The organism is Vibrio sp. 2CM40D (assembly GCF_023161825.1).
Classification (GTDB): domain Bacteria; phylum Pseudomonadota; class Gammaproteobacteria; order Enterobacterales; family Vibrionaceae; genus Vibrio; species Vibrio alginolyticus.
Genome location: NZ_JALNTL010000021.1, coordinates 1 through 24,428 on the forward strand (window position 1 = coordinate 1; position 24,428 = coordinate 24,428).

Here is a 24,428-nt window from a genome sequence, read left to right on the forward strand (position 1 = left end):
CTATGCGTTGAATTTAGTGATTAAGATGGTTTGCGGCGGCTTTTGTATTGCGTTGCTCACCCCTTAGCAGGGCGTTAACTGGATTGATGACGAGGTAAGTCCGATGAAAAGAATTGCGGTCATTGGTTCCGGCGGTTCGGGTAAATCCACATTTTCGGCACTATTAGGTACAGAGTTGAATTTGCCTGTTCATCATCTCGATCAGCTATATTGGAAACCAAATTGGGTTAAAACTCCAAAAGATGACTGGATCAAAATTCAAAAAGGTCTTTGTGAAAGCGAGTGTTGGATTATCGATGGTAATTATCAGAGCACCCTTGATATAAGATTTGATGCTTGTGACACAGTAATATTCTTAGATGTAAACCGATATACCTGTATCTATCGAGCACTAAAGAGAACATTATTAAGTAGTAAGCGTCCAGATTTAGCTGAAGGTTGCGATGAAAGGTTTGATATCGAGTTCATCAAATTCTTATGGGACTATCCCAAAAAGTCGAAACCCCTAATAATGGACAAACTCAAGACGCTTACAAGAAATAAGCGTGTAATTATCGCAAAATCTGGAGAGCAAGCGCTCCGCCTTTGCAAATCCAGTTAACAAACTGTTCAAGAGGGATTCGCAACGCGTGGCATTTTTACTATGCGTTGGTTTTAGTGTTTAAGGCGGTATGCGGCTGCATCGGTATGGCGTTGCTCACCCCTTAACAGGGCGTTAAGTTTCTAGGCGAGATGGTTAAAATTTTAAGTAAATTTGGACATGCATCATAAGTCACATGAAAAGGTTATGGTATAACATACATACCAAATGAAAATATAAAGGAATATCGGTTGAAAAAGAAGCTGCAAGTTTTTGTATCATCTACGTACGAAGATTTAAAACATGATCGTCAAGCTGCTGTTAGCGCAATCTTAAAGGCTGGGCATATACCAGCAGGTATGGAATTGTTTACTTCTGGGGATCAGTCTCAGATGGATACTATACGCCGATGGATTGATGAATCAGATGTATATATGTTAATTCTTGGTGGGCGTTACGGTAGTGTGGAACCTACAACTCAGGTTAGCTATACAGAACTTGAATATGATTATGCTTCACAACAAGGCAAACCATTATTTGCGGTTGTTATATCAGAAGATGCACTAGAGGTTCGCGTTCGTGAATTTGGTACATCGTTGATGGAAAAAGAAAACCCAAAGCAACTTAAGGATTTTAGGGACAAAGCTCTTTCAAATATTTCTTCTTTCTTTTCTGACGAAAAGGATATTCGATTATGTGTGTATGAGAGCTTATCTGACTTTGCAGCTAATCGCGATTTAAAAGGATGGGTTAGTTCAGATGAAGTCCTAAATTCACAAGCTCTGCTTGATGAGATTGCAACTCTACGTGAGGAAAATGAGCAACTTAGAACTGATCTATCTAAAGCTCAGAAAAGTGCACCTAAGCAGAAAACTCCAGATGCTAATGTGTTCGATGAAATTATTGCAGTATTGAAAGCGACAGAGGTTAAGGTACCTGCGGAGCACACTGCAGACAAGGTCGATGCAAAAATCAATCTATTGAGTTTGTTTCAACAAAGTAGTGAGTCACTGATTACGGGCGTAACAAATAGTGTTAATTCATCGTCTTTAGATTCATTTTTGTATTACAACGTTTGCCCTAAGCTTCAGATCCACGAACTGGTTATTAACGAAAAAGTAGCAAGTGTTCGTTGGAGACGTTTTGCTATTACTCCTCTGGGAACCAAACTACTAGCACATCTAGCAAAACAAAAACTACTGGCAGAAAACGAAACTTAACAAAGCATTTAAGAGTGATTCCCAACGCTTGGCATTTTTCATTCCATCGTTGGGTTTTGTGTTTACGGTGGTCTGGTTACGTTTCGTGGTAGCGTTGCTCACACCTTAATGCGGCGTTATACCACTATGTGAGAAACTGAGTTTCTGCATACAAGAAAGTAGTTTACGATTCGGCTTTTTGAAGCGGTTCTATATATGTCATATGCAGTTAAAGCTGAAGCTCTTGCTAAAGCTATTCTAGTTCTTGTTGATGGTGGAGTTGATGATTCTCATTGTTACCGCAATTTAGTTGATAATTTGTATGCGTATCGTGTCGGTGCAGTAAATGGGACAGGTAAGTGGGATACAAGAAAGATAAAAGAGCAATGCCAATGGACAATCTCAGCTCGGAATAGCGACAAAGTTGAGAAAGAGCATGTTGTGCCCATGGCTGAGGTTGTGCGCATCTTACTATCGTTAACTAACCCTCAAGTCTCTGATGTATATGATGTTATCGACAAGTACTGTGTCTACTGTATTGTCACGCCGAAAGAGCACAGTATTTTGAATGTAAAATACCAAAGAAAAATGCCATCAGAGTTCTGGGACAGTAACAGTGACTACTATATGGATGCTTGGGCAAGATACAAGTTGTCTAGTGTAGAGGTCGTATTTTAGTAGTGGTATAACAAACTGTTTAAGAGTGATTCGCAACGCGTGGCATTTTTACTATGCGTTGCGTTTAGTGTTTAAGGTGGCATGCGGAAACATCGGTATTGCGTTGCTCACACCTTAACAGGGCGTTATGCTCGCAAGAGAAAAATATGGAAGTCCGTTGTAAAGTTCTAAAAAGTGAAGATAGCCTCAAGTATCGAGAAGTAAGGCTCGAAAGTCTAAGATTACATCCCGAGTGCTTTGGTTCTGGCTATGAAGCTCAATCGAAAATGCCTAAATTGTACTTCGAGGGTTTAATCGAAAAAAATTCACACGAAAGCGTAATGATTGGTGCATTTGCTGGTGACAAGCTCATCGGTTTATGTGGTATAACTCCAAATGGAGAAAGCACCTTAGAAATCATCCAAATGTTCGTGTTCTCAGAATTTAGAGGGCATGGTGTGGGGTTAAAGTTGCTCAATGAAGCTAAGTCTATTTTAAGTCATCGCAATGAAACTAACTTGCAACTGACTGTATTTTCAGACAATGTTGCAGCAATTAAAGCGTATGAAAAATCAGGGTTTACGCTTGTGAATAGTGTAGAAAATGAGCTGGTCATGACGTTTGAGCCGCGAGCATAACAAAGCATTTAAGAGTGATTCTCAACGCTTGGCATTTTTCATTCCATCGTTGAATTCAGTGTTTACGGTGGTAAGGTTAAGTTTCGTGGTCGCGTTGCTCACACCTTAATGCGGCGTTATACGATTAGGAGAGAATCTTGGGAAATATACCAGTGTCCACTCAGTGGACTTTAGACGCAGCAGGTGAGACAGGAAGAAGCTCTGTTGAATCTGTTTATATGATAGTTTGTCCCGCAACTGGCTCAAAAGGTTCGGGTTTCTTAATCGAAGGCGGTCTAATAGTCACAAATGAGCATGTAGTTTCCAACTGTAATGCTCATCAGATAACTGCAGTATCAGCTTTTGGAGAGCAGATCGCTATATCTCGAGTTTGGATTGATAAGGCTAGAGACTTAGCAATCTTAAGACCTTCAAAGCATTTAACTGGCGGTTTAGAATTAGCTACTTCCACAGAACTGTCGGTTGGAGAGTCAGTGGTTACTTGGGGCTACCCCCTGGGGTATAACGGACCTGCTCCTTTATTGTCTGTGGGATATTTGGCAGGTTTTCAAAATTATCAGTTGCCTAGAGGCAACAAGAAGCATCTTGTTGTTAATGGGGCATTTAATTCTGGAAACTCAGGTGGGGCTCTTTTCAGAGCATCTGATAATAAGGTGCTCGGTATCGTCGTAAGTAAGCATGCTCCAATTAGCCAATATCACCAAAATGCGATAGACGTCCTAGCTGAAAACTCTAGCGGTGTGTGCTTCACTTACACTGATGAACATGGTAATCAAAAAAGTTTTGTTGAGTCTCAAATTGTCGCAGATTTACTGGTCCATATGAGAAGCTTAACTCAAGTAATGATTGGTGAAGCCATCGCGGTTGAAGAACTAATTGCATTGCTTAGTGAAATAGATACATCGGAAGTCGATTCGAAGTCTTTACCTTCAAGAAATGACCCTTGTATCTGTGGTAGTGGTCAAAGGTACAAAAATTGCTGCGGAAAAATCGTATAACAAACTGTTCAAGAGGGATTCGCAACGCGTGGCATTTTTACTATGCGTTGGTTTTAGTGTTTAAGGTGGTATGCGGAAGCTTCGGTATTGCGTGCCTCACACCTTAACAAGGCGTTATGTTTTCGGAGGGAATATGAGCAGCTATAAGAAGCTATTTGAGTGTGTGAGACCTGACTTTATTTGTAGTCTCACAGCGACTCGGACCGAAGAACAAGGAGTTCTTAAGCTTAATCTTCGAAGTGAAAACGAAAATGTTGAACTCTATGGGTTTGAAGATTTGGCTGATTCAGTTAGTGATTTATTATCGTCTGAACGTATAACAATCTCAGAAGAACTAGGTACTTATAAAGAGTTTGGCACAATACGAATTGAGTGTTGGGTAAACGAAAGTTACTCAGAGTATTGGTGTGATCGCGCGAATGTAGAACAAACATAACAAATTGCTTAAGAGCGATTCGCAACGCGTGGCATTTTTACCATGCGTCGGTTTTTGTGTTTAAGGTGGTCTGCAGAGGCTTGGGCATTGCGTTGCTCACACCTTAGCAAGGCGTTATACGCATTAGTTCAGAGGAAGTATTATGCAGTTGTTTTTTCATGATGTTGGCTTAAAAGGAGCTAATGCTGACTTTCCCAAAACAGTCTTTGGAGAAGTTGCTGTTTCCGATATTGTTGAACATTGTCCTGTTCATCTTCAAGCTGAAATTGAAGATAAGCTTTTAGCTGAATTTCCTGATGGGTGGTGCAACGTTTGGGGAGTTCCTGATGGTGCAAAGAGTGTTATCCGTCAATTGAAAGTTGATGACGTAATGCTCTTAATAAAGACCACGGGAGGGCATGGTGAAATGCCAGCTCTTTGTCATGTAAAAGGTTTCTGGAAAGAGCAGCTTTTAGAACTCTCAAATTTTTTATGGGGAAGTAGTCACTTTCCTTATGTATTCTTTTTTAAAACGCAACACATTGATTTAACTTGGACTCAGTTCAAAGAAGATGTCCAGTATTTACCTAAGTTTCGACCTTCTGGAAATGTATATCGTGTAAAGAGTGAAAGACTCGATCAATTTGGTGGTGCAAGTGGATACGTCCGTCATCTTACGCAAGACTCATATCCAACAGGTAGCGTTGGAGGTTATGAAATTCAGGAAAATTCGCCCGAACAGGAATACTTCGAGGGTGAGAGGCAAGTTCGCGAATCTTCATATTTCAAACGTAATGCAAGGTTGGTCAAAGATGCCAAAGCTAAGTTTGGCTTCATATGTCAAATCTGTGATTTTAATTTTGAGTTAGTATATGGCAAGGAATTGGGTTCTGGCTTTATTGAGTGCCACCATAAGAATCCACTATACGAAAATGATGAAAATTACAGCAGTACGTTGGAGGACGTTTGTGTTGTTTGTTCTAATTGCCACCGTATGCTTCATCGTACTAAACCCGCTATGAAACCAGAAATGCTAAAAGAAAAACTGTGCAAGAAAAACGTATAACAAACTGTTCAAGAGGGATTCGCAACGCGTGGCATTTTTACTATGCGTTGGTTTTAGTGATTTAGGTGGTATGCGGCAGCATTGGTATTGCGTTGCTCACCCCTTAACAGAGCGTTATGTGAATGGCGAAAAATCGCAGAATCTAAACTCTAACTTCTTGCTAAAACTCATATTTACAGCAGCTCCAATTCGGTAAAATGCTCGAATGTATTAGTCGTAGTTTGGTGAGTTATGATCGCAGTAATTTTTGAAGTACAGGTAGCAGAGGGTAAGACTGCTGAATATCTAGATATTGCAAGTGAACTAAAACCGCTGCTTTCAGATATTGATGGTTTTATCTCAATCGAGCGTTTCCAAAGTCTAACAAATGACAGCAAGGTTCTATCTTTGTCATTTTGGCGTGACGAAGAAGCAATTCAAGAGTGGCGCAATCTAGAATCTCACCGATTTGCTCAATTAAAAGGTCGTGTTGGTGTTTTTGAAAGCTACAGACTCAGGGTTGCGGGTGTCATCAGAGACTATGGCATGGACATACGTTCAGAAGCCCCAAAAGATAGTATCGAGGCAGTCGGCTAAAATTCACATAACAAACTGTTTAAGAGTGATTCGCAACGCGTGGCATTTTCACTATGCGTTGGTTTTAGTGTTTAAGGTTGTATGCAGGGGCTTCGGTATTGCGTTGCTCACACCTTAACAGGGCGTTATGCTTAATCACGTAAAATCAGTGGGTTATGGTTTTCTTTGTTCCTTCGGCTTTTCAGTTTAGTGTTTGTTGGCAAGTTGGCTTTTTGAGCGCTGTTTTTCGGACACTTATTCTTTGGCGCTGGAAATTATGAGAGTTGCCTCAATCAATTCTCGGGCAAGCGCGAGATTGGGGCGGCTGGCTCAATCAGAAGTTCCTTTCTAGGTTTTCAAACTTCAAACCAGATTTGCCAAAATTCCGAGCCTGATTATCAAAACTATGATTCATTTCGGTTTTCTAATCTTTGCCTTTTGTTTGTGAATCAAAGTCGAGTTAATCTTGTTCCTAGTAAAACGTAACCCATTGAAGCTTAAGCATAACAAGGCGTTCAAGAGGGATTCATGCCGCGTGGCATTTTTGGTATGCGGTTATTTTTGCGGTGAAAGTGGTGTGCGGAAGGTTGGTTTAGGCGGCATTCACCCCTTAACGCGGCGTTATGTTTTTGGAGGGAAAATGACAGAGGAAGAGGCTAAAAAGTTAGCTATCAAAACAACTGATTATTGCTATGTTCTCGCATGTGCTTGGGAGAAAGAAGAAAACAATTCAATTTGCTTGGAGCGAATTTTTGTTAAAGGTGGTCAAGAAGAGATACGTCTCGCTTGGTGGAAAGACGGAAGGCAAGCGATGCGTCCCGCTGACCTAAATGCAGTAGATTGGGTTCCTTTATTTGCATCTGCTCTGGAGCAAGGAGTTTTCAATTCTGATGAGCAATTAGGTATGTTGAAAGCTTTGGTATCAAACTAGGCTACAAACATAACAAAGCGTTTAAGGCAGATTCCCAACGCTTGGCATTTTGCATTCCATCGTTGGGTTTTGTGTTTAAGATCGCTAGGTTAAGCTTCGTGGTGGCGTTGCTCACTACTTAACGCGGCGTTATGTGCTTGGAGGAAAAATGGAATATTTTCAGTACTATGGAATCGACTGGGTTGCAATGGTACTTACGTTTCTTGCAATTTGGCAAATTGGAAATAAGAACAAAATCGGTTTCATTTTAATGATGTGCGGTAACACTAGTTGGGTAGCAGTTGGTTATCTTACTGGCAGTGTGGCAATGATAATTGCAAATATCATCTTTTTCTCAATGAACCTTAGAGCAATCATCAAATGGTCGACGCCAGAGAAAGAGCCTAAAGTTAGTGTTGCTGAGCAGTCATCTACAAGCTAGAAGTTCGCACATAACAAACTGTTCAAGAGGGATTCGCAACGCGTGGCATTTTCACTATGCGTTGATTTTAGTGATTAAGGTGGTTTGCGGCGGCCTTTGTATTGCGTTGCTCACCCCTTAACAGGGCGTTATGCTCTAGGAGGGAATTTTGCTCAATTTACTGAAGAAAGTGGTGCTAATCAATCTTGTTGCAGCATTGATTGTTATTCTCTTAGCTCAGTTTGTCCCCTTCTTTGCTACTACTCAGCCAGTCGACTTTCTGTTCTTCGTTGTTATCGTGAACTGGGTTTTAGCAAAGCTTATGTGGGAAGGTGGCGTATATAGTAAAACAGCGCATATGGATGATTCTAGAACAGATAAAGTTTACAAAATGGTAGAAGGTCATGATTTCGAAGAAGACCAACGAGAGCAGCATAGAATGAACTTCCAGACAGGTTTGGTTTTCTTTATTGCAGGGCTTCCAGCGTTTGTCACTTGCTTAATTCTCCAATTTCTTTGAGTACGAGCATAACAAATTGTTCAAGAGTGATTCGGCACGCGTGGCATTTTTACCATGCGTTAGGTTTGGTGGTTAAGGTGGTATGCGGAAGCTTAGGTATTGCGTGCCTCACACCTTAACAAGGCGTTAGGCGACATGGGACAAACGATAGACTAGTGGATAGTATCTTGGTGTGAATCTAGCTTCAGTTAACAGAAAAGGAGTGGATTAATGAATGGTAAAGCATTTGATAATTGGCAAAAATCGCGAAAGAAAGGATGTTTAAATTGGCTTTTTAGAACAACTTTCGTCACAGCCATTTTGTACATGATTTTTAATGTTATTTTCCTTTACCCATCTTCTGAAGCGGCAAGCATTACGATTTTCTTATCGGATAATGCTCTTAATTACTCAATTTACACGATCGGGATGTTTTTCGCATTTTGGGCTATCTGGCTATACAGCGAATCTTCGTATGAGAAAGAAGTTAAACGTAGAAATGTCGCCTAACAAACTGTTCAAGAGGGATTCGCAACGTGTGGCATTTTCACTATGCGTTGGTTTTAGTGTTTAAGGTGGTATGCGGCGGCTTTGGTATTGCGTTGCTCACCCCTTAACAGGGCGTTAGGTACTTTATCGCTTACAAATGAATATTGTGGAGGTGCGGGGTGCAACAAGGGAAACTCATCTGGCATGTAGCATGTGACGAATCTGGTGTCGGAGGGCAAAAATATTACGGATTTGGTTCTTTGTGGATGAAGTATCAAAGACGTGGTGATTTTGCTCAAAAGGTTAGAGAGCTTCGTGACAAGCATAGATACCACGATGAAATTAAGTGGCAAAAAGCCCATAAAAAACACTATGCTGAATTTTATTCAGATTTGATAGATATGTTTTTTAAACATCAATGGTTAGCGTTTCACTGTATTGTTATCAGAAAGGGTATGGTGAACAAGCAATATCATGGTGGTGATTATGACCTTGCTATGCGAAAGCACTTTACTAAGTTAATCACGACGAAAATTTCAGCCGTTAAAAAAGCTCATCCGAATCGACAGTGTGAATTTAGAATTGAAGTTGACCCGATAGCTTCTCGATATGATAAAGCAGATGAAGCTTTTCATATTATAGCTAACCGAACTCTTCGCCGTAGCTTTAATGGAGAAAACCCTATTAAGTCCGTTGTCGAAAAAGACTCAAAGAAATCAGAAAATATTCAAATTTCCGACTTTCTGTTAGGTGCCGTTATGAGTGCTTTTCAAGGTGCTGCAACATCACCCGCTAAGCTAAAAGTCGCTGAAAAAGTCGCACAATATTTAGGGTGGGATTCTTTGGGGTACGATACCAAACCGCATGAAAGGAAGTTCAATATTTGGTATTTTCATGACCGTACTCAAGGGGTAAGAGAGGTTGAAACTAAGCCTGTTGAGCTAAAGTATGCGCTTCCTAAACGTACCTAACAAAGCATTTAAGAGTGATTCGCAACGCTTGGCAGTTTCGCTTCGCTCAAGTATAGCCAAGCGCCGCTCACACCTTAATGCGGCGTTAGAAGTTTTAGGACTAAATATGGGACGCAGGAGAGAACTAGGTAGTATTGCAAGCGGCATTATTGGCTCGTTTCGGAGTAGAAACAATGATATCGATGGTTATTGGGGTATCGGTAAGCTTTACCTTTTCGTAGGCCACCTTAAAAGTAAGTGTGTTTCAATAGACCTTTGTTCCCAACAGATTGCTCCATATTACCCGCACTTTGATCTCATGACTGAACGCTATTCAAAGATGTTTAAAAGGTTGCTTGTAAAACGTTCAATTCCGTTTGAATGGGTTAGCTCAGCATACGTTTACGTTGAATTTGAAGTAGATTATGAGGATCGTCATCATAATTGGCGGAGTGCATTGGGAAATCCGTGCAATCTAGTTTGTGTCGTCGTAGATGATAATGGCAAAAGTCATGTCGCTCGTGCGTATACAAACTGTTTCCCACATGACGCGAAAAGGGAAAGTCGGAGCACTAGGTGAGCAAACTTCTAACAAATTGTTCAAGAGTGATTCGCAACGCGTGGCATTTTTACTATGCGTTGATTTTAGTGTTTAAGGTGGTGTGCGGCGGCTTCGGTATTGCGTTGCTCACACCTTAACAGGGCGTTATGCGCTAAGGCAATTCGAGGTAATAATGGATAAGAGATATCAAGTATTTGTAAGCTCGACATATATCGACTTAAAAGATGAGCGACAAAGTGTATTGCAAACATTGATGGAAATGGATTGTATTCCTGCCGGTATGGAACTGTTTCCAGCAGCTGACGAAGAACAATGGGAGTTTATTAAAAAAGTTATCGATGACTGCGATTATTACCTGTTAATAATTGGTGGGCGGTATGGTTCAACAGCTGACGATGGTTTAAGTTACACAGAAAAAGAGTTTGACTACGCTGTAAGTAAAGGAATTAAAGTAATTGCCTTGTTACATGAATCGCCAGACTCATTACCTCGCTCAAAAAGCGAAATGTCCGAGGAATTAGCAGAAAAGCTGGAGCTATTTCGAGAGAAAGTAAGTGAAGGAAGGTTAGTTCGCTATTGGAAGGAGTCAGCTCAGCTTCCTGGTGAAGTTGCTCTGAGCTTAAACAAAACAATCAAAATGTTTCCCGCTGTAGGTTGGGTAAGAGCTGATTCTTCTGCGTCACCAGAACTTCTTGCTGAGATTAATATGTTGCGTAAACGTAATGAAGATCTAGCATTTCAACTTGAAGAACAAAAGCCACAACAATCCTTGATGCCTGTTGACGAACTTGCTGACTGGGATAGTGAAATAGAGTTAGCTGGCTCTTATCAAGTTTATGCTCGATCTATGCATGATCGCACACAGAATCATACATGGTCTAAAGTAGTTACGTGGAGGCAACTATTCTCAACTCTATCTCCATTTTTGGCTGACAACGCATTTGACGACGATGTGAATCGTTTTGTCGCTGAACAATTCAGTGGTACTGATAGGAATAATTTCCACATAACATCTTTGCAAATTGACAGCCAAATCCTATATACAATTAGAATTCAGTTCCTAGCTTTAGGCCTGATTTCTATTAATAACGATAACCCTCAAGCACAGTGGAGTCTCACTGAATATGGATTACAAACCATGATTAAGGAAAGAGTTGTCGGTAAAAGCGCATAACAAACTGTTTAAGAGTGATTCGCAACGTGTGGCATTTTTACTATGCGTTGATTTTAGTGTTTAAGGTGGTATGCGTGAGCTTCGGTATTGCGTTGCTCACACCTTAACAGGGCGTTATGTGCAGGATGAAGTATGCAGGACGAAATTAATCAATATCATGAATTAGCTAAAGATGCAGGAAATCGACTGAGAGCTTACATTTTATCGGTTTCATCTGGTGCAACAGGTGTTTTTTTCTTGGCTTTGACTAAAGATGGTCAAAAGTACTCAGATTTAGAGCAAGTTTTACTTTCTGCCGCTTTAATCAGTTTTGTTATTACTGTTGTTCTATGCCTTTATGAACTTCGTGTGGATGCGAAGCGATTCTTTGCACTTACACAAGAGTTGAAAAAATCGAAAGATGAACAGTGTTGGAAAGCCAATGAAAAATACAAGAAAAAACGGTATTGGCTGATTCACAGTTCGTACGTAACTCTTGGTATTGCTATGACAGCTACAAGTGCATTTTTGGTTCTGCGCATACTCTGCACATAACAAACTGTTCAAGAGGGATTCGCAACGCGTGGCATTTTCACTATGCGTTGGTTTTAGTTATTAAGGTGGTTTGCAGAGGCATCGGTATTGCGTTGCTCACCCCTTAACAGGGCGTTAGGCGACGGGCAGGAAAGTTCTTTATTCTCATCTTCTTAGTTCTCTTTGAGCATTCATTTTTCTAAGTCGGCAATTCAACATTGTCGACTCAAATTCTTTAATCTCTTCTGCCGTAAAACATGCCAAAGTTCGCGGGTTGCCTCATTGGTTTTCGTAGTCGGTTGGTTGTGAACTTCACTGGCTCAAAGTGTGGAAAGGGCAAGTTAATCGAGGCTTTCGTTCTCGTTTTAAATTTGCAGCTTTACGTTTCGCTTCCTCAAAAAGCAACTTGATCGCTGAAAGTCTGTATTTCGTAGTTGTCGAAATTTCGGCTGAAACATAGTGACATTTGTGGTTCTTGAATCACAAAAAGTCAGTGGGTGTTTGGTTGCTTATTTTGTTTAGGGTAACCTGCTTTCAAAATAACTTAAACACTGGTAGGAAACTTCGCCTAACAAGGCGTTTAAGACGGATTTACAACGCTTGGCGATTTCAGTTCCAGTTAGCTTAAGTGTTTAAGGTACAATGGTTTAGGTTTGGTGGTTGGCGTTGTTCACCACTTAACGCGGCGTTATACGCCTGAGTGCATCACATTCATAAATTTGGATATATAAAATGACAAATAAAATAGTTCTGTTCCTTGGAAATGCTGATAGGGAGGGGGTTACAGCAAAGCTTAAAGCAGTTGGAGTTGAGTATAAAAGGAAAATGCTCGAGTCAAGCTTAAAGAACTGGGACACGATACTTGATGTTTTTAACGAATACGAAGTTACGTCTGTTATCGTGAAAATGACCAATTCAACATTCACTGTTTTAGGGAATGAATCATATTCAAGTAGAGTAGAAATGCTTTTGCAGAATATATCTTCTAAGCCTTGTTTGATTTTAGCACACGACTCATTGATAACAGGTAAGGTAGTTGATAAACATCGAACTTATAGTGAAAGTGTTTCTGGCTTGGAAGAGGACTACGATCAAGATTATGACTATTACTACTACGATATGTTTACACCTCCACCTAAGGAGGTAGTACGTACAGTCATAGACAAACTAGCAAACCATGGTTTATCCATAACTCCATATGAGAAAAACGTTGAATTAAGCGTACTCGCCTCGAGTTTTGTTGATCAGAACGAAAGTAATCTGATTTTCAGGATTTATGTTCCTTCGGAGCGAATGTGGGCTCATGAAGCAGAAAAACTTCTCCAGTTGTTCAGAGATTATCTACATAAAGTATCTGGTTTAAGCGTTAGACATGAACAGTACAAGACCAATCAAGGAGTTGTTTATGAGTTTCACGGTGAGGATTCCATAGACAATTTGGAGTTGGCGAGTAAATTTGATGAGTTTTCTTCTTTTATGGACTCATGTATATCTAACCCAGAAGGTGCAACCGCCCTCCTCGAGGCAAAGAGTATTAACAAAATAGAGGTGATGGACTTAATTGATCGCTATAGAAAAGAAGCACGACGGTTGCATGTGGATATAAAGCAAGAACGTGAGAAAAAGCTATTAACAATAAGGCACAGTTTAGAAAGTGAATTGGCAGAGCTTGTACAAACAAATCATGACTGGGCTGTGATTGATAGGCTTGTAGACAGCTGTATCCCTAGGTCTGTGGGGGTATCCTCAGCATTATCATTTGATAGATCTACTATTCCACAGCTCAACAGTATGACGCTAAATATTAACCCTCAAATAATTGAAACGGTAAATGGTGTAGTAGCACAGAAAATTAATGGGAACCAACATCTTGGTACGGAAGCTCGTGAGCTACTTGAGTTAATAGAGTTGTATGGTGAGTCTAACAAATCAATATTGGCTTCAAGTGTTCATGAATTAGTTGATGATAGCGCAAGGTCTGAGGATAGAATCTTTGCAAAACATAGACTTAAAGGTTTCTTAATGTCTATTAGTGCTAAAGCTGGTGATGTTGCAACTGGTGTTTTACAGTCATTTATCGAAAATCAGATAGGATTATAGAAAAGGCGTATAACAATCTGTTTAAGAGTGATTCGCAACGCGTGGCATTTTCACTATGCGTTGCGTTTAGTGTTTAAGGTAGTTTGCGGCGGCTTTTGTATTGCGTTGCTCACACCTTAACAGGGCGTTAGGCAAAGGGCAGGAAAGTTCTTTGTTCTAGTCTTCTTGCTCCCTCTGGCCGCCTGCTTTTCTTAGTCGGCAATTCTGTATTGTCGGCTCAAATTCTTGAATCTCTCCAACCGTAAAACATGCCAAGATTCGTGGGTTGCCTCATTAGGTTTCAGTGTCAGTCGGTGGTGAGCTTCACTGGCTCAAAGTGTGGAAAGGGCAAGTTAATGGAGGCTTTCGTTATTGCTGTCACTTCGCAGCTTTGAATTTCTCAGGTTCAAAAGCTACTTTTTCGCTGAAAGGCTGTGTTTCGTGAACGTTGAAAGTGAGGCTGTAACATAGTGGCTTTAGTAATTCTTGAATCACAAAAAGTCAGTGGGTGATTGGTTGCTTATCGTGTTTAAGGTATTCTGTTTTCAAACCAAGTAAGTGAGTAAACGAGAAATTTGCCTAACAAACTGTTCAAGAGGGATTCGCAACGCGTGGCATTTTTACTATGCGTTGGTTTAAGTGAGTAAGGTGGTGTGCGGCGGCTGCGGTATTGCGTTGCTCACCCCTTAACAGGGCGTTATGTGTTTAAATAACGTCACAGAATGAGTATAATTAACCGTATTTCATTCTGTGGTGGTTTTATGAGTTCTAAAGTCGTTCGTTATATCAAAGTGAATATCGCCGGACTAACGTTTGATATTCCACTAGTTCCCTGTCCTGAGCACAAAACTGATGCGGATCATTTAAGGCATCTCTTAGCTACCGGTGAACTAGCAAAGGTGTCAGAAGTTATCACAAAGTTTGGTGTCGAGTTTGATAGTATTGAAGAGGCGCCGATAACTAGAGATACCCTTATTGAGAATCTGCAAGACTTAGGTTTTGAAGCTTTTATTCCTAGAACTTCCTCTTGGAAGTGTGCTTTTATAAAATCAAATGCGAAAGCCACACTTTATTTCCTTATCGGTAAGCGTGACATCTCATTCAAATACTACGATAACCTCCGCCTTACAAAGTTAGATGATACCGGTAAGCTGTTTAAAGATGGGGGAATCTTTGTAAGATGTTTTTATGAGAAAAGTGGAATTGTTATTCATAAGCATATCTTAGATATTGCTCTTAAGTTTTCATCAGGCGTAACTTTGAGTGGAAACGACCTGAGTAATTATGGGCAATCTCAGAAAGCTCTGAATGAGAAAGCAAGGCTTGTGACACAGTCATTGACTTCTCTTGAGTCTCTTGGAAGTGAAACAGAAAGCCAGTACATTCCGGAACCAGGTTGTTTGGCAAGTTGGGAGAGAGATTAAACACATAACAAAGCATTTAAGAGTGATTCGCAACGCGTGGCATTTTTACTATGCGGTGCGTTTAATGTTTAAGGTGGCTTGCGGCGGCTTTTGTAGTGCGTTGCTCACACCTTAATGCGGCGTTATGTGCTTTGGGAGAAAATGGAAATGGATATTCCCGACAGATTCAAAAATGTAAGATACGTTTCATCCCGCATTCCGGGTTGCAAAGATGATTCAGACTTAACGCTTGGAGCTAACTGTCAGGTCTTTGCTTATAACCTGCTCAGGGACTTCGGTCTAAATCCACCTAACTACCGTTCTAGTGAATTGTGGGATGACTCGGAGTTTAGTGAGGTGGTTATTGAGTTTAAGCCGCTAGATATCATGATGTACAACGACTCTACTGACTCATACGGAGCACACGTTGGGGTGTATGTCGGTAATGGACTCGTCTACCACCTTTCTTTATCCAATGGCGTACCCATGTTTGAGCGCCATTTAGACTTACTTCAACAAAGTAAGTATCAGTTTTTTATTGGCGCTAAGCGTATAAAACAGTTTGGTGCATAACGTAAGCACGCACATAACAAACTGTTCAAGAGGGATTCGCAACGCGTGGCACTTTTACTATGTGTTGGTTTTAGTGATTAAGGTGGTATGCGGCAGCTTTCGTATTGCGTTGCTCACCCCTTAACAGGGCGTTAAATTTCAAATTGACTAGGTAGTACAATGTTAGAAACAAGAAATGTATTTATAGATACTCAGTATTTCGTGAAGAGCAATTACAACTTTGAATCAATGTCTTTTACGTCGTTAAAAGATCTCTGTCAAAAAGAAGAATTGCGTTATTTTTTGACGAGTGTCGTAGAGCGTGAAGTTGAGAATAAAATTGAACTTTCTATAAAGGAAGCGTTAGGCTCATTACAATCTTTCAAGCGAAAAGCAAATCTACTTTCTACTATCGATGATCCAAGCGTATCGTCTCTGTTCACAGAAGTTAGGGAAGAGGATGTGTATGCCAAGGCTAATGAAGTTTTCCATAATTTTAATAAGTCGTGCAACTATGAATATGTAGAAGCAGATCAAATTGATTCAGAAGACTTGCTAGAACTTTATTTCAATAAGAAACCTCCTTTCGGAGATGGAAAGAAAAAATCTGAATTTCCAGATGCTATTTCATTATTATCACTAGAATCATATCTTGATGAAGATGAAAAAATCTATATCGTCTCTGACGACAAAGATTTAAAGACCTATTGCGAGGGAAATGATTCTCTTATTGCTGTTGAAAGTTTGGAAAAGCTTCTCGATATTTACAACCTTCATACTAATGCCAGAACAGAGAAAATTAAGCAGTTTATTGAATCTCAAAGCGTTGATATCAAGGTGAAAATTTCTGAATACATTAATGATAGTGACGTATACAACGACTCAACTTGGGAGGATGCTGAAGTCAATGGTTTCTCAGTAGTTGATGTAAGTGACTTTGATATTAATGTAGTTCAAGTAAATGATGAAGAGTGCTTGCTAACTTTAGACTTTACTACCGATTTGGATGTTGAAGTTATAGGTCCTGATTTCTCTAACGGTATATATGATAAAGAAGATGGGCGTTATTATTCATTTGGCTCTAGGACAAGAGAAGTGATCATTCCTTTGAGCTTTACCTGTGAGTTGAACTTAAGCTATGACTTCGTTGGTGGTGAACTTGAGAATGTCGATATTGTAGATTTATATCTACCTAAAGCAGGTAATATTGAGGTCAGCGTTGAAGAATATGATGGTCCAGATTGGTACTAATTGAAATTTAACAAAGCATTTAAGAGTGATTCCCAACGCTTGGCATTTTTCATTCCATCGTTGGGTTTTGTGTTTACGGTGGTAAGGTTAAGTTTCGTGGTAGCGTTGCTCACACCTTAATGCGGCGTTATGCGCTCGCAGAAATGGAGATAATCAATCATGGAAGATTTAGCTAATTCGTTAAGAAGTTCTGGCCTAAAAGTCAAAATTAAAAAAGGAAAAATTGCAGTTCGGCTTGACGGGCTTTCAAATCCGGTTTCGATAATAAAAGATATACCTGCTGATGAGTATAAAGTGAAAACTAATGATTCGATTCTATCGATAATTGCCTGTCTTTTGCTATTTATTGGTCTGTCAGGTATTTATGAGTTTAGTGGTAATGCTTTGATAAATATTGCACTTATCTCCGTTTCTATATTGTCTTTTGTTACAGTGTTACTTACAGAGTTTAAGCTGACTAAATTACGCGCTACTGTAGTTGCGTTCAATCGTGGAGAACGCGCATAACAAATTGTTCAAGAGTGATTCGGCACGCGTGGCATTTTTACTATGCGTTGGTTTTAGTGGTTAGGTGGCATGCGGGGGCTTTGGTATTGCGTGCCTCACACCTTAACAAGGCGTTATGTGGCAGGAGAGAAATTATGATTCCATCAGCAGTTCTTGTTCATGTTCCAGATGTGGAAAAAGGGCTTCAATGGTATAAGAAAGCCTTTCCTGAAGCAGTTCCAATTTATCACTCTGACGTCGATTTTACTGTACTAGATTTAAATGGGTTTTCCTTAGAAATTGTCCAAGCAGATGAAAAGGTTGGTTCGGGTAAAAATGGTACTGTTATCTATTGGTCTGTCGACAGCTTATCTGCTGCTTTAGCTCACTTCGAAGCTCTCGGTGCGTATCTTTATCGTGGTCCAATGGAAATCGAAAGTGGGCTTTTCATGTGCCAAGTAGAAGACCCATTCGGTAACTTAATTGGTCTTCGAGGCAAAGCCACATAACAAAGCGTTCAAGAGGGACAGTCAACGCGTGCCGAGTTTGGCTTAAGTCTTGGTATTTGTGTTTACGGTGGTAAATTGAAGTTTGGTGGTAGCGCGTTGCTGCCCCTTAACGCGGCGTTAGTTCCCCAGAGGAAGCAATCAATCCGTAGGGAATTTTTGTTTCTGGTGTAGTACACGCATAACTCGGATGATATCGCCCTCAACCCAGTAAGATACAATCATCGAAATCTCAGGAATAATGAGCAATCGTCCGCGGATGCCATCTCGTTGTACACCCATTAAAGGTTGTTCAAGCAAGTTTTCTACTTTTGCTTCAATGAGGTTGTCAGTTTTTTCTGCCGCATCAGGGTTGAAGTCATAGAGAAACTCGAAGATCTTTTCACGATCATTAAGTGACTCTTCTTCCCATAAAATCATTGCTTACCTCGATTACGGATTCTGGCTTTGCGCTCTTCCATTCGAGACTTAGCCGTTTGGTGCTCAACGAAAACAGATTTTCCTGAGTCAAACTTCTCAAATGCTAGGTTTACTTGTTCAGTTAGCCATGCATCGTGAGATAATGTTTTTCTTTGTTGTTCAGCGAGTTGCTCAGTAAGTTCACGGCAAGCATCACTTAGAGTTCGACCTTGGCTCTCAGCCATTTGTTGAGCTAAGCGTTTTGTTTCTTCATCAACACGAAATTGAATTCTAGTGTCCATGATGTATTCCTTTGTTGGTGTGTGTACAAATGTTAGCACTAGGCTTTGAGATGGGCAACTAACAAACAATTTAAGAGTGATTCGGCACGCGTGGCATTTTACTATGCGTTGGTTTTAGTGATTAAGGTGGTATGCGGGAGCATCGTATTGCGTGCCTCACACCTTAATTGGGCGTTAGTACGGGGTTGACATCAAAGGTCATAAGTTTTGGTGTTTATCTGTTTTGGCGTTCGCCTTTACACCTTTCAGTTTGTACCTTTCACGTTCTTTCCGGTGGCACTATATGCGGAGTGTTCGCTTTGACTTCATCGTTTACGGTCTCTAACTCTTAATCTATTTCTTTATTGCTTCTTCTTTTTCGTGGTTTTTACTAAGTCAAAATTGTCTTTCTTTGGTGTTGCTGTCGAAGTGCGAGGAACGAATCCTTTTCTAATTTGAACTCAGTAAAAGTAGGTGAGTTCAGTACGTTTTTCTTCTAGCCAACTCTCGTCTCTCTATCGATTTTAAGTTTTGTAGCTGCCCGTCTCACTTCAGTGTTCAAAGCCTTTCATATCATGCCAGTTTTCAATATCTTGGAGCGCATAAATAGAAGTAGCGCATGTACTAACAAATTGCTTAAGAGTGATTCGTAACGCGTGGCGTTTTTACTATGCGGTGGCTTATGGTGATTAAGGCGCTGTGCGGTAGCTTTTGTATTGCGTTACTCACACCTTAGCAAGGCGTTATGTGCTTTAGAGGAAAATAGACATGGAAGTAGTAGAAGCTAGCCCTGACTTGGCTCCAATGTTAGCTAGTTATGCGAAAGAATGCTTCAACTCGGGTATCCCAAAGTATTCAGATGTTGAGTTAAACCCTGAAGCTTATTTGTCGGGTTTGGTTGAGCGCTCTAAGGCAACCTCCGAATTACCAAACGGATATTTACCAAGTACAACGTACTACTGCATTTCGAACTCTGAAATCTTAGGTGCTATTCGAGTCCGTACAGGGACGAATGCGAACGTAGAGAATGTAATAGGGCACATTGGTTACGAGACTAGACCATCAGCTCGTGGCAAAGGCATTGCTTCGTTTCTTCTAGCTTGGGTACGTGATCATGTGGTAACTGACTCGGTTATTGTTACCTGTTCAATTGATAACCCAGCATCTCAAAAGGTTATAGAAAACTGCGGTGGCGTATATTTGGGTAACTATACAGACGATAATGAGGGTACAGTAAGGCGCTATCGTTTAGCACGCACATAACAAAGCATTCAAGAGTGATTCGCAACGCTTGGCAGTTTCGCTTCGCTCAAGTATAGCCAAGCGCCGCTCACACCTTAATGCGGCGTTAGTACGGGGTTGACATCAAAGGTCATAAGTTTTGGTGTTTATCTGTTTTGGCGTTCGCCTTTACACCTTTCAGTTTGTACCTTTCACGTTCTTTCCGGTGGCACTATATGCGGAGTGTTCGCTTTGACTTCATCGTTTACGGTCTCTAACTCTTAATCTATTTCTTTATTGCTTCTTCTTTTTCGTGGTTTTTACTAAGTCAAAATTGTCTTTCTTTGGTGTTGCTGTCGCAGTGCGAGGAACGAATCCTTTTCTAATTTGAACTCAGTAAAAGTAGGTGAGTTCAGTACGTTTTTCTTCTAGCCAACTCTCGTCTCTCTATCGATTTTAAGTTTTGTAGCTGCCCGTCTCACTTCAGTGTTCAAAGCCTTTCATATCATGCCAGTTTTCAATATCTTGGAGCGCATAAATAGAAGTAGCGCATGTACTAACAAATTGCTTAAGAGTGATTCGTAACGCGTGGCGTTTTTACTATGCGGTGGCTTATGGTGATTAAGGCGCTGTGCGGTAGCTTTTGTATTGCGTTACTCACACCTTAGCAAGGCGTTAGTCGCCAGAAAAAGCTAGCAGTCAAAATCATGTTTCTAAGCTCAAAATGTGGCAGCTGTTTGTTTGGTATACAGATTCATCGTCGATGGTCAAAACTCAGTTTCAGCAGTTTTAAGTCCATAGTTTTGCAAGTGTCCAAGCGGTTGTTTGTTCTTTGGTGCTGACAGAGCAGGGCAATCGAGATTCTGTTTTCGGTTGCAACTCTGCTCGGTGAGTTTGTTGGGTACAAAAGCCGATTTACTCGCTGAAATGACGTTTTCTCTGGTGTTGTCAGTTCTACGTGGTTTCAGTGACTTTGTTGAAAGTCCGCACTGTGAGATTGGCTTTCCAAAGGCTCTTTTTGGTGTTGTCAGTCCGTTTTCTGCGGCGCTGTTTTTTCTAAGTGGTTTCATTGAGTAGCCGTTTTGAGGCTACGCCTGACTTAAATGCATCAAAGCACATAAAGTTTGTTGTTCGCAAAGTTTAGTTTGGCTTAAAATTGCCGCTTGGTGCCTCGCGACTAACAAACTGCTCAAGAGGGATTCGCAACGCGTGGCATTTTCACTATGCGTTGAATTAAGTGATTAAGGTGGTCTGCGGCGGCTTCGGTATTGCGTTGCTCACCCCTTAGCAGGGCGTTAGTTGCCAACGGAAAAAAACGCCACTTAAAGCAGAATATTTAGGGTTAATGTCTGTGTGTTTTTTGCTAGATTTTCGTATTTCAATTTCTAGTGATTTGGGTTTTCTGTTTCAGAAGCCGATTTACTTGTTGAAGGCTAGCTCTATAGCATTGTTTTTCCAAAAGAGCTCTTAGGTTTGATAGTCCGCTTTCTACGGCGTTGTGTGTTCCAAGTGGTTTCAGTGACAGTCGTTTTCAAACTGCGCCTGATTTAAGTTTCTTAAAACACGTAAAACTAGTGTTGGCAAAGCGGCAATCCACTTCAAATGAAAGCGTTAGGTCTGGCAACTAACAAAGCATTCAAGAGGGATTCACAACGCTTGGCAGTTTTGGTTTGAATCAGCTTTAGTGCTTACGGCACAATAGCTTAGGTTGGGTGGTGGCGTTGTTCACCCCTTAATGCGGCGTTATGCAGACAAGAGAACATTTCTCTTTGCCTAGAAATATTCTAAGTGATAATGATTGCGTTGTTGTACTAATAATGTATTTTAGAAAATCTTCATATTAAGGTTGTAATGCTATGGGATTTAAAATAATAAAGGTAACAAAAGAAGAACTTAACAGTTTGGGTATTAATGCTGAAGAGGCATGGGCTGTAATAGATGAATCAGGAGAGCGATGGAGTTCTCCTCTCACTCAGGCTCAAGCAAACTCTTTACTAAATGAATTAAATAATAATCCTGAATTATTTAAATCTGAGCTGGAAAGAGTAAAAAAAGCAAATGCTATAACTCTCTCTAAAGAGCAAGTATTTAAAATTCACTTGAAAACACGAGATAAGAGTATTCGTATGAGACAGCAAGAACTTAATTGCTAAAGCTGCATAACAAACTGTTTAAGAGTGATTCGCAACGCGTGGCATTTTTACTATGCGTTGCGCTTAGTGTTTAAGGTGGTTTGCGGAGGCTTTTGTATTGCGTTGCTCACACCTTAACAGGGCGTTAGTTGCCAACGGAAAAAAACGCCACTTAAAGCAGAATATTTAGGGTTAATGTCTGTGTGTTTTTTGCTAGATTTTCGTATTTCAATTTCTAGTGATTTGGGTTTTCTGTTTCAGAAGCCGATTTACTTGTTGAAGGCTAGCTCTATAGCATTGTTTTTCCAAAAGAGCTCTTAGGTTTGATAGTCCGCTTTCTACGGCGTTGTGTGTTCCAAGTGGTTTCAGTGACAGTCGTTTTCAAACTGCGCCTGATTTAAGTTTCTTAAAACACGTAAAACTAGTGTTGGCAAAGCGGCAATCCACTTCAAATGAAAGCGTTAGGTCTGGCAACTAACAAAGCATTCAAGAGGGATTCACAACGCTTGGCAGTTTTGGTTTGAATCAGCTTTAGTGCTTACGGCACAATAGCTTAGGTTGGGTGGTGGCGTTGTTCACCCCTTAATGCGGCGTTATATGCTTTAGGGATTTCTGAACAGGATGTTTTTGATACTAGCAATATTGGGTGCTATCTACCTGTTATTTAAGCTGTACCAAGAAGGCGAAGAGATAGGTTGGAACAGAATTTTAGTTACTATCTTTTTTGTCAGCTATTCAGCTCTGTATTTGTATGTTCCACCTTTCTTAGGCATGAATAACCAATATGCAGGTAAAATGTACGAATTAGTTCCAATCGGATGCTATTTCATGGCTTTACTTCCAGATATGGAAGAAGCAGAAACTGAGGCGAAAGCCTTCGTATTTTTCGCTTGGTGTGGTCTTATTCTCATAGCATCTTTCTTGATTTACTTTAAGTTGCATGTGTGGTGATCGGTGCCAGTACGCATATAACAAACTGTTCAAGAGGGATTCACAACGCGTGGCATTTTCACTATGCGTTGGTTTAAGTGATTAAGGTGGTATGCGGCGGCATCGGTATTGCGTTGTTCACCCCTTAACAGGGCGTTATGCGCACTAATTAACAAGGAAGAATTAAATTTGAAAGGAAACTGTTTGTGTGGAGAGGTTTCGTTTGAGTTGTCAGGCGAATTGCCACCCATCTATCAATGCCATTGTTCTTTGTGTCGCAAGGTATCGGGTTCTTCATCAAATTCAGCGTTGATAGTTGAAGCATCAAATTTTAAGTGGCGTTCCGGCGAACATCAAATTAGGTCATTTTCTACGAACTCAGGTTTTAAATCTGAGTTTTGCTGTCAATGCGGTAGCCCAGTACCGAATATTAGCTCAAGCGGTGATTCATATTGGGTGCCAGCAGGTCTGCTGTCCGAGCCCGTGGATACAAAAGTTTCTGCTCATGTTTATGTTGGCTCTCACGCTAGCTGGGACGTGGGTTTTATAAATGACGGTATACCGAAATTTGATACGATGCCAACTGAGAAAGATTGGTTAAAAATATGCAGGTAACGCACGCATAACAAAGCATTCAAGAGGGATTCACAACGCTTGGCAGTTTTGGTTTGAACTAAATTTAGTGTTTACGGCACAATGGTTTAGTTTGGGTGGAATGCGTTGTTCACCCCTTAATGCGGCGTTATGTGTGCAAGCCCCCGAGTATTCAAGGAGAAAATATGAGCTTTAAGTCTTGGCGTGCCTTTCTGGAGTTTAGCCATACAGTAAAACATAAGTCCCGATATATTTTAGATGATGATTCTAAAGCTTTCCTCGATGCAGTGGCTGATACTTGTGGAAGTCGAGCTAAGGTGCTTGAAAAGGGAACTGTTTTATGGCGTGCTCAAAACGGTCATGATTGGGAAGAGATCAGGGAAGGTGATGAAGTTGTAGCAGAAAAGCCTTCGGCGTTTTCTCCTACAAGAATGAAACCTTTAGTCGATAGTGCGTCAGAAGGTCGAGCGAATTCTAAGGGTATTCCGTGTCTATATCTTGCAACAACGGCAAACACGGCAATGTCTGAGGTCCGCCCTTGGCTAGGTTCTATTATTTCTGCGGGGCAATTTGAAACAATAAAAGAGCTTAAAATTGTTGACTGTTCAATACATCATGGTGAGGCTACACATTTCTTTTTTCAAGAGCCTCCAGCCGAGGATGTGATAAAAAATGTTTGGGCATTTATTGATAATGCTTTTTCCCAACCAACACTGAATAATGACCTTAGGTCCGATTATGCTCCAACTCAAATGATAGCAGAGTTGTTTAAATCGTTAGGTTACGATGGGTTGGCCTACAAAAGCTCTCTATCTGATGGGTACAATATAGCTTTGTTTGATCTGGAATCTGCCAAACTAGTGAATTGCTCCGTGTTTGAAGCAAAGAAGGTTGAGTTCAGTTTCAATGAAATTGACAATCCATATTTTATCAAAGACACATAACAAAGCATTCAAGAGTGATTCGCA

At 40.6% G+C, this 24,428-nt stretch carries 29 protein-coding genes and 4 pseudogenes; 31 read left to right on the forward strand and 2 right to left on the reverse strand.

Annotated elements, in window-relative coordinates:
- The first annotated feature begins 103 nt into the window (after window positions 1–103).
- The 25 genes and pseudogenes from MTF70_RS23590 to MTF70_RS23780 all read left to right on the forward strand — a co-directional run bounded on the left by MTF70_RS23590 (window position 104) and on the right by MTF70_RS23780 (window position 17,906).
- Window positions 104–601, forward strand: coding sequence for a DNA topology modulation protein (locus MTF70_RS23590; protein ID WP_045481317.1), 498 nt, complete (start codon window positions 104–106; stop codon window positions 599–601).
- A pseudogene (locus MTF70_RS23595) lies at window positions 564–708 on the forward strand (DUF3265 domain-containing protein). Before MTF70_RS23590 ends, MTF70_RS23595 begins: the two are co-directional and overlap by 38 nt.
- Window positions 709–831: 123 nt before the next feature.
- Window positions 832–1,800, forward strand: a complete 969-nt coding sequence (locus tag MTF70_RS23600; RefSeq protein ID WP_248394448.1) for a DUF4062 domain-containing protein — start codon at window positions 832–834, stop codon at window positions 1,798–1,800.
- A 195-nt stretch (window positions 1,801–1,995) separates the two neighbouring features.
- A complete protein-coding gene (locus MTF70_RS23605; RefSeq protein ID WP_141180083.1) occupies window positions 1,996–2,457 on the forward strand; it encodes a hypothetical protein in 462 nt (153 codons plus the stop codon).
- A 15-nt stretch (window positions 2,458–2,472) separates the two neighbouring features.
- Window positions 2,473–2,575, forward strand: a pseudogene (locus MTF70_RS23610) (DUF3265 domain-containing protein).
- A 28-nt stretch (window positions 2,576–2,603) separates the two neighbouring features.
- The gene (locus MTF70_RS23615) at window positions 2,604–3,074 is read left to right on the forward strand and encodes a GNAT family N-acetyltransferase (RefSeq protein WP_205461620.1); all 471 of its coding nucleotides are present in this window, start codon (window positions 2,604–2,606) and stop codon (window positions 3,072–3,074) included.
- Between the two features lie 137 nt (window positions 3,075–3,211).
- Entirely contained in the window at window positions 3,212–4,072 is an 861-nt protein-coding gene (locus tag MTF70_RS23620; protein ID WP_039838998.1) for a trypsin-like peptidase domain-containing protein, read from the forward strand.
- Window positions 4,032–4,179, forward strand: a pseudogene (locus MTF70_RS23625) (DUF3265 domain-containing protein). The gene MTF70_RS23620 and the pseudogene MTF70_RS23625 overlap by 41 nt, the downstream one beginning before the upstream one ends.
- Before the next feature lie 26 nt (window positions 4,180–4,205).
- Complete coding sequence (locus tag MTF70_RS23630; RefSeq protein ID WP_017188033.1) at window positions 4,206–4,508, forward strand: hypothetical protein; 303 nt, start codon at window positions 4,206–4,208, stop codon at window positions 4,506–4,508.
- 142 nt (window positions 4,509–4,650) lie between these two features.
- Window positions 4,651–5,553 carry an HNH endonuclease gene (locus MTF70_RS23640; RefSeq protein WP_205461622.1) on the forward strand — a complete coding sequence of 301 codons (903 nt, stop codon included), beginning with the start codon at window positions 4,651–4,653 and terminating at the stop codon, window positions 5,551–5,553.
- A 231-nt stretch (window positions 5,554–5,784) separates the two neighbouring features.
- Entirely contained in the window at window positions 5,785–6,129 is a 345-nt protein-coding gene (locus tag MTF70_RS23650; RefSeq protein WP_205461624.1) for an antibiotic biosynthesis monooxygenase, read from the forward strand.
- Between the two features lie 445 nt (window positions 6,130–6,574).
- A pseudogene (locus MTF70_RS24470) lies at window positions 6,575–6,736 on the forward strand (DUF3265 domain-containing protein); the annotation flags it as partial.
- A 451-nt stretch (window positions 6,737–7,187) separates the two neighbouring features.
- Entirely contained in the window at window positions 7,188–7,460 is a 273-nt protein-coding gene (locus MTF70_RS23665) for a nicotinamide mononucleotide transporter (protein WP_005462157.1), read from the forward strand.
- A gap of 148 nt (window positions 7,461–7,608) precedes the next feature.
- Window positions 7,609–7,959, forward strand: a complete 351-nt coding sequence (locus tag MTF70_RS23675) for a hypothetical protein (RefSeq protein WP_140134588.1) — start codon at window positions 7,609–7,611, stop codon at window positions 7,957–7,959.
- Between the two features lie 210 nt (window positions 7,960–8,169).
- Entirely contained in the window at window positions 8,170–8,448 is a 279-nt protein-coding gene (locus MTF70_RS23685; protein WP_205461626.1) for a hypothetical protein, read from the forward strand.
- Between the two features lie 158 nt (window positions 8,449–8,606).
- Entirely contained in the window at window positions 8,607–9,398 is a 792-nt protein-coding gene (locus MTF70_RS23695; RefSeq protein WP_140167826.1) for a DUF3800 domain-containing protein, read from the forward strand.
- A gap of 106 nt (window positions 9,399–9,504) precedes the next feature.
- Entirely contained in the window at window positions 9,505–9,957 is a 453-nt protein-coding gene (locus MTF70_RS23700) for a hypothetical protein (RefSeq protein ID WP_240354751.1), read from the forward strand.
- Window positions 9,958–10,111: 154 nt separating this feature from the next.
- A complete protein-coding gene (locus MTF70_RS23710; protein ID WP_205461627.1) occupies window positions 10,112–11,113 on the forward strand; it encodes a DUF4062 domain-containing protein in 1,002 nt (333 codons plus the stop codon).
- A gap of 132 nt (window positions 11,114–11,245) precedes the next feature.
- Window positions 11,246–11,647 (forward strand): hypothetical protein, encoded by a 402-nt coding sequence (locus tag MTF70_RS23720; RefSeq protein ID WP_017009226.1) that lies wholly within the window; start codon window positions 11,246–11,248, stop codon window positions 11,645–11,647.
- Window positions 11,648–12,358: 711 nt separating this feature from the next.
- On the forward strand, window positions 12,359–13,726 hold the full coding sequence (locus MTF70_RS23730) for a hypothetical protein (protein ID WP_205461630.1): 1,368 nt from the start codon (window positions 12,359–12,361) through the stop codon (window positions 13,724–13,726).
- 740 nt (window positions 13,727–14,466) lie between these two features.
- Complete coding sequence (locus MTF70_RS23745) at window positions 14,467–15,129, forward strand: hypothetical protein (protein WP_248394451.1); 663 nt, start codon at window positions 14,467–14,469, stop codon at window positions 15,127–15,129.
- A 147-nt stretch (window positions 15,130–15,276) separates the two neighbouring features.
- The gene (locus MTF70_RS23755; protein WP_230689816.1) at window positions 15,277–15,681 is read left to right on the forward strand and encodes a hydrolase; all 405 of its coding nucleotides are present in this window, start codon (window positions 15,277–15,279) and stop codon (window positions 15,679–15,681) included.
- A gap of 159 nt (window positions 15,682–15,840) precedes the next feature.
- Window positions 15,841–16,911 (forward strand): PIN domain-containing protein, encoded by a 1,071-nt coding sequence (locus MTF70_RS23765; RefSeq protein ID WP_205461635.1) that lies wholly within the window; start codon window positions 15,841–15,843, stop codon window positions 16,909–16,911.
- 159 nt (window positions 16,912–17,070) lie between these two features.
- Window positions 17,071–17,418, forward strand: coding sequence for a hypothetical protein (locus tag MTF70_RS23770; protein WP_031780756.1), 348 nt, complete (start codon window positions 17,071–17,073; stop codon window positions 17,416–17,418).
- A gap of 134 nt (window positions 17,419–17,552) precedes the next feature.
- Window positions 17,553–17,906 (forward strand): VOC family protein, encoded by a 354-nt coding sequence (locus tag MTF70_RS23780; protein ID WP_025768999.1) that lies wholly within the window; start codon window positions 17,553–17,555, stop codon window positions 17,904–17,906.
- A gap of 138 nt (window positions 17,907–18,044) precedes the next feature.
- Here MTF70_RS23780 and MTF70_RS23785 read toward each other — a convergent pair whose 3' ends face one another.
- Both MTF70_RS23785 and MTF70_RS23790 read right to left on the reverse strand, forming a co-directional pair.
- Window positions 18,045–18,323 carry a type II toxin-antitoxin system mRNA interferase toxin, RelE/StbE family gene (locus MTF70_RS23785; protein ID WP_005398411.1) on the reverse strand — a complete coding sequence of 93 codons (279 nt, stop codon included), beginning with the start codon at window positions 18,321–18,323 and terminating at the stop codon, window positions 18,045–18,047.
- On the reverse strand, window positions 18,320–18,604 hold the full coding sequence (locus MTF70_RS23790; protein WP_005398409.1) for a type II toxin-antitoxin system RelB/DinJ family antitoxin: 285 nt from the start codon (window positions 18,602–18,604) through the stop codon (window positions 18,320–18,322). Before MTF70_RS23790 ends, MTF70_RS23785 begins: the two co-directional genes overlap by 4 nt.
- Before the next feature lie 747 nt (window positions 18,605–19,351).
- Between MTF70_RS23790 and MTF70_RS23805 the strand changes: the two genes are divergently transcribed.
- The 6 genes from MTF70_RS23805 (at window position 19,352) to MTF70_RS23860 (ending at window position 24,404) form a co-directional block, all read left to right on the forward strand.
- Window positions 19,352–19,846, forward strand: coding sequence for a GNAT family N-acetyltransferase (locus MTF70_RS23805; protein WP_025768998.1), 495 nt, complete (start codon window positions 19,352–19,354; stop codon window positions 19,844–19,846).
- An 846-nt stretch (window positions 19,847–20,692) separates the two neighbouring features.
- On the forward strand, window positions 20,693–20,881 hold the full coding sequence (locus tag MTF70_RS23815; RefSeq protein ID WP_225495367.1) for a hypothetical protein: 189 nt from the start codon (window positions 20,693–20,695) through the stop codon (window positions 20,879–20,881).
- Between the two features lie 779 nt (window positions 20,882–21,660).
- Entirely contained in the window at window positions 21,661–21,957 is a 297-nt protein-coding gene (locus MTF70_RS23830; RefSeq protein WP_025769007.1) for a hypothetical protein, read from the forward strand.
- A 600-nt stretch (window positions 21,958–22,557) separates the two neighbouring features.
- Window positions 22,558–22,887 carry a hypothetical protein gene (locus MTF70_RS23845; RefSeq protein WP_025769006.1) on the forward strand — a complete coding sequence of 110 codons (330 nt, stop codon included), beginning with the start codon at window positions 22,558–22,560 and terminating at the stop codon, window positions 22,885–22,887.
- A gap of 219 nt (window positions 22,888–23,106) precedes the next feature.
- Entirely contained in the window at window positions 23,107–23,481 is a 375-nt protein-coding gene (locus MTF70_RS23855) for a GFA family protein (protein ID WP_225509855.1), read from the forward strand.
- 164 nt (window positions 23,482–23,645) lie between these two features.
- A complete protein-coding gene (locus tag MTF70_RS23860; RefSeq protein WP_025769005.1) occupies window positions 23,646–24,404 on the forward strand; it encodes an RES family NAD+ phosphorylase in 759 nt (252 codons plus the stop codon).
- Window positions 24,405–24,428 lie beyond the last annotated feature (24 nt).

What these genes read in the sequence shown, in the direction of transcription:
- MTF70_RS23590 (WP_045481317.1), top strand. Translation starts at nt 104, where the DNA reads ATGAAAAGAATTGCGGTCATTGGTTCCGGCGGTTCGGGTAAATCCACA.
- MTF70_RS23605 (WP_141180083.1), top strand. Translation starts at nt 1,996, where the DNA reads ATGTCATATGCAGTTAAAGCTGAAGCTCTTGCTAAAGCTATTCTAGTT.
- MTF70_RS23615 (WP_205461620.1), top strand. Translation starts at nt 2,604, where the DNA reads ATGGAAGTCCGTTGTAAAGTTCTAAAAAGTGAAGATAGCCTCAAGTAT.
- MTF70_RS23630 (WP_017188033.1), top strand. Translation starts at nt 4,206, where the DNA reads ATGAGCAGCTATAAGAAGCTATTTGAGTGTGTGAGACCTGACTTTATT.
- MTF70_RS23640 (WP_205461622.1), top strand. Translation starts at nt 4,651, where the DNA reads ATGCAGTTGTTTTTTCATGATGTTGGCTTAAAAGGAGCTAATGCTGAC.
- MTF70_RS23650 (WP_205461624.1), top strand. Translation starts at nt 5,785, where the DNA reads ATGATCGCAGTAATTTTTGAAGTACAGGTAGCAGAGGGTAAGACTGCT.
- MTF70_RS23665 (WP_005462157.1), top strand. Translation starts at nt 7,188, where the DNA reads ATGGAATATTTTCAGTACTATGGAATCGACTGGGTTGCAATGGTACTT.
- MTF70_RS23685 (WP_205461626.1), top strand. Translation starts at nt 8,170, where the DNA reads ATGAATGGTAAAGCATTTGATAATTGGCAAAAATCGCGAAAGAAAGGA.
- MTF70_RS23700 (WP_240354751.1), top strand. Translation starts at nt 9,505, where the DNA reads ATGGGACGCAGGAGAGAACTAGGTAGTATTGCAAGCGGCATTATTGGC.
- MTF70_RS23710 (WP_205461627.1), top strand. Translation starts at nt 10,112, where the DNA reads ATGGATAAGAGATATCAAGTATTTGTAAGCTCGACATATATCGACTTA.
- MTF70_RS23720 (WP_017009226.1), top strand. Translation starts at nt 11,246, where the DNA reads ATGCAGGACGAAATTAATCAATATCATGAATTAGCTAAAGATGCAGGA.
- MTF70_RS23730 (WP_205461630.1), top strand. Translation starts at nt 12,359, where the DNA reads ATGACAAATAAAATAGTTCTGTTCCTTGGAAATGCTGATAGGGAGGGG.
- MTF70_RS23745 (WP_248394451.1), top strand. Translation starts at nt 14,467, where the DNA reads ATGAGTTCTAAAGTCGTTCGTTATATCAAAGTGAATATCGCCGGACTA.
- MTF70_RS23755 (WP_230689816.1), top strand. Translation starts at nt 15,277, where the DNA reads ATGGATATTCCCGACAGATTCAAAAATGTAAGATACGTTTCATCCCGC.
- MTF70_RS23765 (WP_205461635.1), top strand. Translation starts at nt 15,841, where the DNA reads ATGTTAGAAACAAGAAATGTATTTATAGATACTCAGTATTTCGTGAAG.
- MTF70_RS23770 (WP_031780756.1), top strand. Translation starts at nt 17,071, where the DNA reads ATGGAAGATTTAGCTAATTCGTTAAGAAGTTCTGGCCTAAAAGTCAAA.
- MTF70_RS23780 (WP_025768999.1), top strand. Translation starts at nt 17,553, where the DNA reads ATGATTCCATCAGCAGTTCTTGTTCATGTTCCAGATGTGGAAAAAGGG.
- MTF70_RS23785 (WP_005398411.1), bottom strand. Translation starts at nt 18,323, where the DNA reads ATGATTTTATGGGAAGAAGAGTCACTTAATGATCGTGAAAAGATCTTC.
- MTF70_RS23790 (WP_005398409.1), bottom strand. Translation starts at nt 18,604, where the DNA reads ATGGACACTAGAATTCAATTTCGTGTTGATGAAGAAACAAAACGCTTA.
- MTF70_RS23805 (WP_025768998.1), top strand. Translation starts at nt 19,352, where the DNA reads ATGGAAGTAGTAGAAGCTAGCCCTGACTTGGCTCCAATGTTAGCTAGT.
- MTF70_RS23830 (WP_025769007.1), top strand. Translation starts at nt 21,661, where the DNA reads ATGGGATTTAAAATAATAAAGGTAACAAAAGAAGAACTTAACAGTTTG.
- MTF70_RS23845 (WP_025769006.1), top strand. Translation starts at nt 22,558, where the DNA reads ATGTTTTTGATACTAGCAATATTGGGTGCTATCTACCTGTTATTTAAG.
- MTF70_RS23860 (WP_025769005.1), top strand. Translation starts at nt 23,646, where the DNA reads ATGAGCTTTAAGTCTTGGCGTGCCTTTCTGGAGTTTAGCCATACAGTA.